The sequence below is a fragment of the Streptomyces cahuitamycinicus genome, assembly GCF_002891435.1.
In the GTDB taxonomy this organism is placed as follows: Bacteria; Actinomycetota; Actinomycetes; order Streptomycetales; family Streptomycetaceae; genus Streptomyces; species Streptomyces cahuitamycinicus.
The window spans coordinates 1-7,880 of the sequence record NZ_POUC01000376.1 but is presented as its reverse complement, the minus strand read 5'-3'; the positions used below and the strand labels follow the sequence as shown (position 1 = coordinate 7,880).

Annotated in this window: 8 protein-coding genes and 2 pseudogenes; 2 read left to right on the top strand and 8 right to left on the bottom strand. The window is 69.4% G+C overall.

Annotation, left to right across the window (positions count from 1 at the left end; genetic code table 11):
• The first annotated feature begins 246 nt into the window (after nucleotides 1-246).
• On the top strand, nucleotides 247-606 hold the full coding sequence (locus C1J00_RS33675; protein WP_102912757.1) for a hypothetical protein: 360 nt from the start codon (nucleotides 247-249) through the stop codon (nucleotides 604-606).
• Between the two features lie 147 nt (nucleotides 607-753).
• Here C1J00_RS33675 and C1J00_RS33670 read toward each other — a convergent pair whose 3' ends face one another.
• On the bottom strand, nucleotides 754-2,358 hold the full coding sequence (locus tag C1J00_RS33670; RefSeq protein ID WP_342751772.1) for an MFS transporter: 1,605 nt from the start codon (nucleotides 2,356-2,358) through the stop codon (nucleotides 754-756).
• Between the two features lie 218 nt (nucleotides 2,359-2,576).
• On the opposite strand from C1J00_RS33670, the gene C1J00_RS33665 reads away from it, so the two are divergent.
• Nucleotides 2,577-3,626 carry a helix-turn-helix transcriptional regulator gene (locus C1J00_RS33665; protein WP_102912756.1) on the top strand — a complete coding sequence of 350 codons (1,050 nt, stop codon included), beginning with the start codon at nucleotides 2,577-2,579 and terminating at the stop codon, nucleotides 3,624-3,626.
• Nucleotides 3,627-3,743: 117 nt separating this feature from the next.
• On the opposite strand, the gene C1J00_RS33660 is transcribed toward C1J00_RS33665, so the two are convergent.
• The 7 genes and pseudogenes from C1J00_RS33660 to C1J00_RS33630 form a co-directional block, all read right to left on the bottom strand.
• Entirely contained in the window at nucleotides 3,744-4,463 is a 720-nt protein-coding gene (locus C1J00_RS33660; protein WP_102912755.1) for a cation efflux transmembrane domain-containing protein, read from the bottom strand.
• Nucleotides 4,463-4,795, bottom strand: coding sequence for an ArsR/SmtB family transcription factor (locus C1J00_RS33655; RefSeq protein WP_102912754.1), 333 nt, complete (start codon nucleotides 4,793-4,795; stop codon nucleotides 4,463-4,465). Before C1J00_RS33655 ends, C1J00_RS33660 begins: the two co-directional genes overlap by 1 nt.
• 427 nt (nucleotides 4,796-5,222) lie before the next feature.
• On the bottom strand, nucleotides 5,223-5,504 hold the full coding sequence (locus C1J00_RS33650) for a hypothetical protein (RefSeq protein ID WP_245936605.1): 282 nt from the start codon (nucleotides 5,502-5,504) through the stop codon (nucleotides 5,223-5,225).
• A 259-nt stretch (nucleotides 5,505-5,763) separates the two neighbouring features.
• Nucleotides 5,764-6,256, bottom strand: a pseudogene (locus C1J00_RS33645) (DUF5994 family protein).
• A 53-nt stretch (nucleotides 6,257-6,309) separates the two neighbouring features.
• Nucleotides 6,310-6,717: a DUF5994 family protein gene (locus C1J00_RS33640; protein WP_102912753.1), complete on the bottom strand. Its 408-nt coding sequence runs from the start codon at nucleotides 6,715-6,717 to the stop codon at nucleotides 6,310-6,312.
• A gap of 268 nt (nucleotides 6,718-6,985) precedes the next feature.
• Nucleotides 6,986-7,291, bottom strand: a pseudogene (locus tag C1J00_RS48120) (DUF5994 family protein); the annotation flags it as partial.
• Nucleotides 7,292-7,363: 72 nt separating this feature from the next.
• Nucleotides 7,364-7,729, bottom strand: coding sequence for a hypothetical protein (locus C1J00_RS33630; RefSeq protein ID WP_342751771.1), 366 nt, complete (start codon nucleotides 7,727-7,729; stop codon nucleotides 7,364-7,366).
• Nucleotides 7,730-7,880: the final 151 nt, after the last annotated feature.

Below are 7,880 nucleotides of genomic sequence, written 5' to 3'. Positions count from 1 at the left end.
CGAGGAGGGCTGACAGCGGTGTGAGGGGGCGGCGGGAAGCGGTCGCGAGGAGGGCTGAGCAGCCGGTGTGGAGCCGGGCCCGCCGGCACTGCCGCGAGCCGGTCGGTCAGTCCTCGAGGGGGAGGACACCACCGTCGACACCGGCCTCGCGGGGGAGGACGAGGAGCAGCGGGGCGTGGGCCGGACCGGCCCCTTTTCGCCACCGCCTGAGGCGCCCGGGCGGGCCGGTGCATAAAATCCGGTCTCATGGCGAAGCCTGACGAGCTGATCGTTGACATCGCTGCCCGTGTGGAGTCCGGGCAGAGCAACCAGATGTCCCTGACCGTGGTCGCCGGTGGTGCTGTCATCACCGGCCGGCTGGCTCCAGAATCCGTGTGGAGGGCGAGGGTCTCGGAGGTGCTGACGAACTCCGCCCGGCTGGGCGAGTTCTCCGCGGTCTTCGAAACCCCGGTGGAGAAGGAGGGGCCACCCACACATCTGCACTTCCACGTCGCCCGCATCCTCCAGGGCACGGTGGGCATCCCCGAGACGGGAGGGATGTACCGGGTCGCGATCGAGGACGTGAGCGCTTGGACCGTGGGGGACTTCAGCTACTCCGACCACTGACCGCCGCCGTTGCCGACAGCGGACATCCATGCGGGGCAGTCGGTTCCCGCATGGATGTCCGGTGGAACACCGCTGCGCTACAGCCGCCCGACTGCGCAGCCCCGCCCAGCGTTTCCCCAGGTCAAGCCTCTGAGTCCTGCTGGAGTGTCAAGGGGCGGAGAACTTCCGGGCGTTGATGTCGGAGTCCGAGGGCTCGTCGACAGGGTGCTCCTCGCGCCGCTGCCGGGCACCGGCCTTGGGCCGGGGGATGAGGAGGGTCGCCAGCATGCCGAGCGCCAGCAGCGCGGCGCAGGTGTAGCCGTTGATCTGAATGGCGTGGGACATGGCATCACGGGCGGCGTCAGCGGCCGATGCCGTCTGCGGGTTCTCACCGAGCCCGGAGATCATCGCGCCGGCGCTGTCGGCAACCGCCGACGACAGCTTGTCCGCCTCGGGCGTGGGCGTTCCCTGCTGGACGAGCCGATCCGACAGGTCGGAGTCCAGCGCCGTGAAGAAGGTCGACGTCAGAATCGCGATGCCGAGCGCGGAACCGAGCTGACGTGCGGCGCTCTGGATTCCGGAGCCCTGGCCGGCGTGCTGTGGCGGCACGTCCGCCAGTACGACGTTGGTGACCTGCGCGGTGGCGAAGCCGACCCCCATGCCGTACAGGAACAGGGCGATTCCGATGATCCACCACTGCGAATCGCTGCCGGCCAGCAGGCCGAACATCAGCAGACCGATGGCCTCGAGTAGCAGGCCGGTGCGCACCAGGCCGATGGGGCCGACCTTCTCGGCCATGCCGAAGCTCGCTCCGCTCGCGAAGAAGCTGCCCACCGCGACGATGAAGACGATCAGCCCGGTCTGGAGCACCGAGTACCCCAGCGTGTACTGGAGCCACAGGGGCAGAACGGCGAGCATGCCGAACTCCGCCAAGGCGATGATCAGCGTCGCGATGTTGCCCGTGCTGAAGGACTTGATGCCGAACAGCGAGGTGTCCATCAGCGGTGCCGTGCCGTCCACCCGGGTCAACCGGAGCTGGAGCAGCAGGAACAGTGCCAGGCACGCCACGGAGACGACCAGAGCGACGGGGATGACGGACAGGCCCAGCGCGTCCCCGAAGGGGCCGAAGTCCTTCTGCGGCTCCCACCACCCGTAGTTGCGCCCCTCGATCAGTGCGAAGGCGAGGAGCCCGAGGCCCAGCACCGACAGCACTCCGCCGACGGCGTCGATCTTGCCGGGCTGCCGGGGGGACTTCTCCAGGTACTTCATGACGCCGAGCACGATCAGCACCACGACGAAGATGTTGATGCCGAAGGCCCACCGCCAGGAGTACTCGGCGAGCCAGCCACCCAGCAGCGGTCCGACCGCGGCTGCCGCACCGATCGTGGATCCCCAGATGGCGAAGGCCTTGCCCCGGTCAGGCCCCCGGAAGGTCATGTTGAGCAGGGCGAGCGAGGTCGGCATGACGATCGCGCCGCCGATGCCCTGGGCGAACCGGCCGGCGATGAGGAGATCTCCGGAGGGCGCCAGGGCGGCGGCGACGCTCGCCAGTCCGAAGACCACGGTTCCGATCAGGAACAGCCGACGTGCTCCCACGACGTCCGAAAGACGCCCCATCACCAACAGCAGAGCGGCCAGAATGATCGCGTAGGACTCTTGGATCCACTGGGCGTCGAAAGCCGAGATCTCCAGGTCGTCGATGATCGGCGGCATCACCACGTTGACGATGGTGAAGTCCACGACCACCAGCGACACACCGAGAGACACGGCCACCAAGCCCAGCCAAGGGTCTCGGTTGGCTAAGGAAGACCGAGTTGGATTGTCAGACAAGGTGTTGATCCATCCTGTGTGATGCAAGCGCCCGGTTCGGCTGCCGAAGGGCGGGATGCTCGGGCCGGCCGGGGGATCCTTTCGACCCCGGCGCCTTGGCACGATGGCAGGAGAAGAGGACGAATTCTGACCTCTACTCACACTGATCGGGAGGGCAGCCTTTGATCGCGAAGCGAACGCTGGAGCTCCTCAGCCTGCTTCAGACCAAGAAGGAGTGGACCGGTGAAGGGCTGGCCCAGCGGCTGGGCGTCTCGCCCCGGACCGTACGGCGTGACATCAACCGCCTCCGCGAGCTGGGCTACCCCGTCACGGCGACGAAAGGCCCGTCCGGCTACTACCGCATGTCCCGCGGAGCGCGTCTTCCTCCGCTGATGGTCGACGACGAGCAGGCCCTCGCCATCGCACTGTCCCTCCAGACCGCACCGGCCTCGGTGACCGGCATGGGGGATGCCACCAAGCGCGCGCTGAACTCCATCAAGGAGCTGCTGCCGCCTCATGTGGCCCGTCGTCTTGCGACCTTCTCCATCGAACAGATCGAGAACGCGTGGGAACTCGCTCCGCCCCGGATCGATCCCGCGCTCCTCGCGCAGCTGAGCACCGCCGCACAGCAACGCGACCTCGTGAGGTTCTCCTACCGCTCCATCAACCACGACTCGATGGAGGACAGCGAGGTCCTGGCCGAACCCCACCGGCTCGTCGTCTGGTCGGGTCGCTGGTACATGGTGGCCTACGACCAGCAGCGGTGCTCCTGGCATGCCTACCGGCTCGACCGCATCCGGCTGCCGGCCCCCACCGCGTGGCGCTTCGGCGAGCGTGAGGTTCCCGACGAGGACATCACCCGCTTCGTCCAGAGCCAGCCCGATCGCGGTGACACCCCGGACGCCTGGCCCTGCTGGGGCACCGTCCTGATGGAGTGTCCCGCGGCACTGGTGGCGAAATGGGCTCCGGGGGCCGCCAGTTTCGAAGCGATCGATGACAGGATCACCCGGATCCAGATGGGGGCCTGGTCGTGGTCGGCGCTCATCGGCTTCCTGATCACCTTCGATTGCCGGTTCACCGTGGAAGGACCGCCCGAACTCGTCGAAGCGGCCCGGAGGGTGACGGGCCGCATCGACCTCGACATCACCGGCCCGACGGACGCCCGGCGCCGTCAGCGGCAACGCCCGCTCGAACGCGGCCGGGTGAAGTCCGGCGAGCGATCGGACAACTGACCGCGCCTCCGGCCCGGTGGACGGGGCCTGTCGATGGGCCCCGTCCACCCCGGGTCAGAGGGCGGGGCGTGTCGGGCGGCCCGCCGCAGCAGCGGCTTGATGGAACTGATCAGCCTCCTAGGCCGGGGCGCCGCAGGCGCAGCCCGGAGCGCAGCGGCAGCCGCCCTGGCTCGCGGCCTTGTCCGTCATCGTTCCGACAGGCATGGCGCAGCAGTTGTCGCCGCGCCAAGCCTCACGCCCCTCCTTGATCGCGACGGCGGCGATCACCAGGGCTGCGATCGGGTCGGCCCAGCCCCAGCCGAACAGGGAGTTGGCGAGCAGGCCCAGCAGAAGGACGCCCGAGAGGTAGGTGCACAGCAGGGTTTGCTTGGAGTCGGCGACCGCGGAGGCGGAGCCGAGTTCGCGGCCAGCGCGGCGCTGGGCGGCGGACAGGAAGGGCATGACGGCCAGGGAGAGGGCGGCCAGCACGATGCCCGCAGTGGAGTGCTCGGCTTCGCCCGAGCCTGTCAGCGCTCGGACGGAGTCGACGGTGACGTAGGCGGCGAGGGCGAAGAAGGAGAGCGCGATGATGCGCAGGGCGGTCTTCTCGCGGGCCTCTCGGACAGCGTGATCACGTGCCGAGAACTGCCAGGCCACTGCGGCCGCGGAGGACACCTCGACGACCGAGTCCAGGCCGAAGCCGACCAGGGCGGTGGAGGAGGCGATGGTGCCCGCGGTGATGGCGACGATCGCCTCGACGACGTTGTAGGTGATGGTGGCGGCGATCAGCAGACGTATGCGACGGGCCAGTTGGGCGTGTCGGGCCGACGGCAGGCCGAGGGATACCGGGGTCGCCATCAGCAGCCCTCCTGGTCGGCCTCCACGCAGGTGCGGTCGGCCTCGACGGCGAGGACGGCACCGCGCAGGTCGTCCAGGGCATGGCCGAGTCGGGCATCGGACAGTTCGTAGCGCATGCGCCGGCCTTCGGGGACGGCGACGACGATGCCGCAGTCGCGCAGGCAGGCGAGGTGGTTCGACAGCCGGGTGCGCGAAATCTCCAGCTTGTCCGCCAGGTCGGCCGGGTGAGCGGGGGCCTCGCGCAGGGCGAGCAGGATGCGGCAGCGGATCGGGTCGGCGAGCGCACGGCCGAAACGGGCCAGGGCGTCGATATCGGAGGCGATGCTCAGCATTCTCGTACAGTACACGGATTCATGGATTCAGGAAATCCTGAACTAATGCGCCGGGTGTGCTTTGGAACACTGCTGCAGCGGAAGGCGTAGCGGCGCTTGGCCTGTGGGAGGGTGCCCGGCCGGCGAGGCCGACCGTCCCGGCCGCCTGGCGGCCCCGCCCCGTACATGACGAAGGCGGGACCGAAGACCCCGCCCGAACCCCCTGAAACCCGAACTCAGGGCCACACCAGGCAATAAGGCTGATGCCCCGCCTCATGCAGCCGGTGCGAGAAGTCCTGCCACTCGTGCAGCGATTGGGGGCGGGAGGGCGCTGACCTGGGGTTTCGCACGGGAATGTGCGTTGACCTGGGAAAACTCCTCTCGGTAGTTCTCACGGGTCAACGCCGTTTCCCAGGCTCATGTGCCCTGGATGTGCCCTCGCGGCGTCTCACCAGAGGGCGCCTTGTTCGGCTGACGGACGGGTAGCGGACGGCGTCGCCGCCAGGCTCATCCGCGTCTTTGCGTTGATGGCACGAGCTTCCGTCGTCGCGGCGCCCGCCTCACGCAGCTGCCGGATGGCCTCGATCACTTGGGCGGGCCGGTAGACGGTTTCCAAGAGGGCGTAGCGCTTGAGCTCGGGGATGGTTCGCCCGCCGGGCGTTTCGAAGATGAAGTCGTGCAGGATCCGTCGCAGCGGAGCCGTATCCGGTTCGAAAACGAGATCAAGCATCTGCTGTTGGGTGTCCCTGGGGTCGCGGTAGCGCGACGGCGCTTGCGGGGATGCGTCGAGTCTGACCTGCGCCTACGCGGTTTGCATCCCCATGCCGTCAGCTTGGATCACACCGTAATTGGCCGTAGTTCTCCGTTCTTACGGGCACGCCAAGGGCACGGCATCCGACAGACGTGTTTTCCGGGCCGCGGGCAACGTTCCTCTCCGCTCGCGCGCCGACAACGCACGAGTCGGCCGCGTGGGCCTTCGCTCATGCGCATCAGGAGAAAACGTCCAGCAGAAGCTGCTGGCGGGTGTTGGTGTCGATCAGGATCTGCTGGGTCTGCTTGGGGTTGCCGGATCGGACCGCTTCCGTCATCGCGGCTCGCGCCGCCTCGGGGGGCGTGTCGGGTGGGACCACGAGCAGGGAGAGGTGGTCCTGGTCCCCCTCGGGTCACGAGCGCGGTGTCGTCACCCACGGAGAAGACGTCGATGTGCACCACACGATCGTCGACGGTCGTCCGCGTCGGCATTTCGTCCCAGGCCGCGGAGTCCAGGCCGATCCGTGTGATCGGCCCGAGGCGCTCGGTCAGTGTGCTGACCAGGCCGGGCAGTTCGGCGGCGAGATTCCGGGAACGGGGTCACCACGCACCGAGGATGCTCCGGCGTTCGTGAGTGGTGGTGAGCCGCAGGAGCGCCGTTCCGGGACGCAGGGATTCGTGTGCACCGTCCGCCAGCAAACCTGCCGGAGGCGGGGAATCGGGATCGGGCATCGTGCTCACCTGCCTGTTCGGGGCCTCCTCGCGTCCACGCCACTCCTGGCGTGTCAGGCGCGGTCGCTGAGAGCGGCGGTCATGATCGGTTCGGCCGCCTCCTGGGTGGTGTCGGGCGGCACGACCAGCAGGTCCCAGCGGCCGTGGCCGGGGGCCAGCAGGACGACGGTGTCCGGGGCGTGTGCTGCGACCGTCTTCCGCAGTCGCACGACCTGGTTGGCGACGAGCATCCGGCCAGGTGCCGCGGACCAGGCCGCTCCGTTCACCGTGACGCCGGCGATGTGTCCCCAGGCGCGCGGCAGTGCGGCGAGCAGCTGCGGAAGCTCCGCCAGGAGGTCGTAGGAGCGTGGCCACCACACGCCGTCGAGACGACGCCGCAGCGCGCTGTGGGGCGCGAGGCGCAGGCGGAGGAGAGAGCGGGTGGGCGGTGAGAGCGGTGAGGGAGGCGCTGTGGTGATCATGGCGTTTCCTTTGACGGGTTGTGGAGCGGTCGGTTCGGGTCAGGCCCGGCGGGCGGCAAGCCGGTCCTACGTGGGCGGTCACGGACCGCAACAGTTGCGGAGGAGGAGAGGGGGCCCAGGGGCGTCTAGGTGCTCCGCCCTCGTCTTCCCACTGCTCCATCCGCCCCTGCTCGCGTACGACCTCGTCCTTGGCGTGGAGGCGTCGCTCGGCCGCCAGAAGCTCGCTCGCGGTGAGGTGCAGCGCGGGGTCGGCGGCCGCGGCCATGAGCCGTGCGGCCGTGGCGGTCTCGGTCCGGGACGACGAGCAGGTCCCAGCGTCCGACGCCGTACGAGAAGAGCCAAATATGTGCGGGTCGAAACCGGAGGTGAACCACGCGGCCTTCACCGTGTGCCCGGGCACGGGCAGGTCGCAGGCCGCCGCCGGCCAGGTGTCGCGGCGGGACGCCATGCGCGACACACGTCCTCGCGTCGCGTCGAACGCCTCGGTGAGTGCGGGCAGTTCGGCCTTCAGGTCATCGGTGCGGGGCCACCATGCGCCGCAGAGGGGCCCGGGCGGGAAGGTCGGCGGCCGCAGGGCGAGCCGGGCAGGGCGCAGTGGCGTGCGTACCGGGCGGCTGGGGACGCGGGCGCCGGTTCTCGGCCGGCGTCAGCCAGGCTCGTCGGTGTGGGCGCGTCGTGCCTGGGTGTGGCTGGTGGCCAGCCAGGGCGACCGGGCAAAGTGCTCTTCGCTGACCTGCCCGGTGTCGACGGTGAGATGGAGCAGGGTGCCCTGCCCGTCGGGGCCCGCGGGATAGCTGCGTGGCTCGTCGCAGCGGAGGTCCCGGCGCAGCAGCTGCGCCACTCGTTGGGCGATGTCGGGGCTGGCGGCGATGATGCGGACCTCCGCGAGTCCGCCCATGGGGAGATCACCATCGGCGGTCTCGAACACCGGCGGATCTTCGCTTGTGCCGTGGGTGCTGCCGGTGCCGGTGCCGGTGCCGGTGCCTTGGCTGCGGCGGAGCGGCGCGGGCATGGACGTGACATCTGTTCTGTCGGCCATTTCGGGCCTCAACGCCCCGCGGCGTTCCGCTGGTTGTGCGTCGTACGTTCCCGGTGGCGGCGCGGTCGGAAGCGTCCCCTTCCGCCGTCGCGATGGTCGCGACGCTCGGACGGGGTGGAGTGCC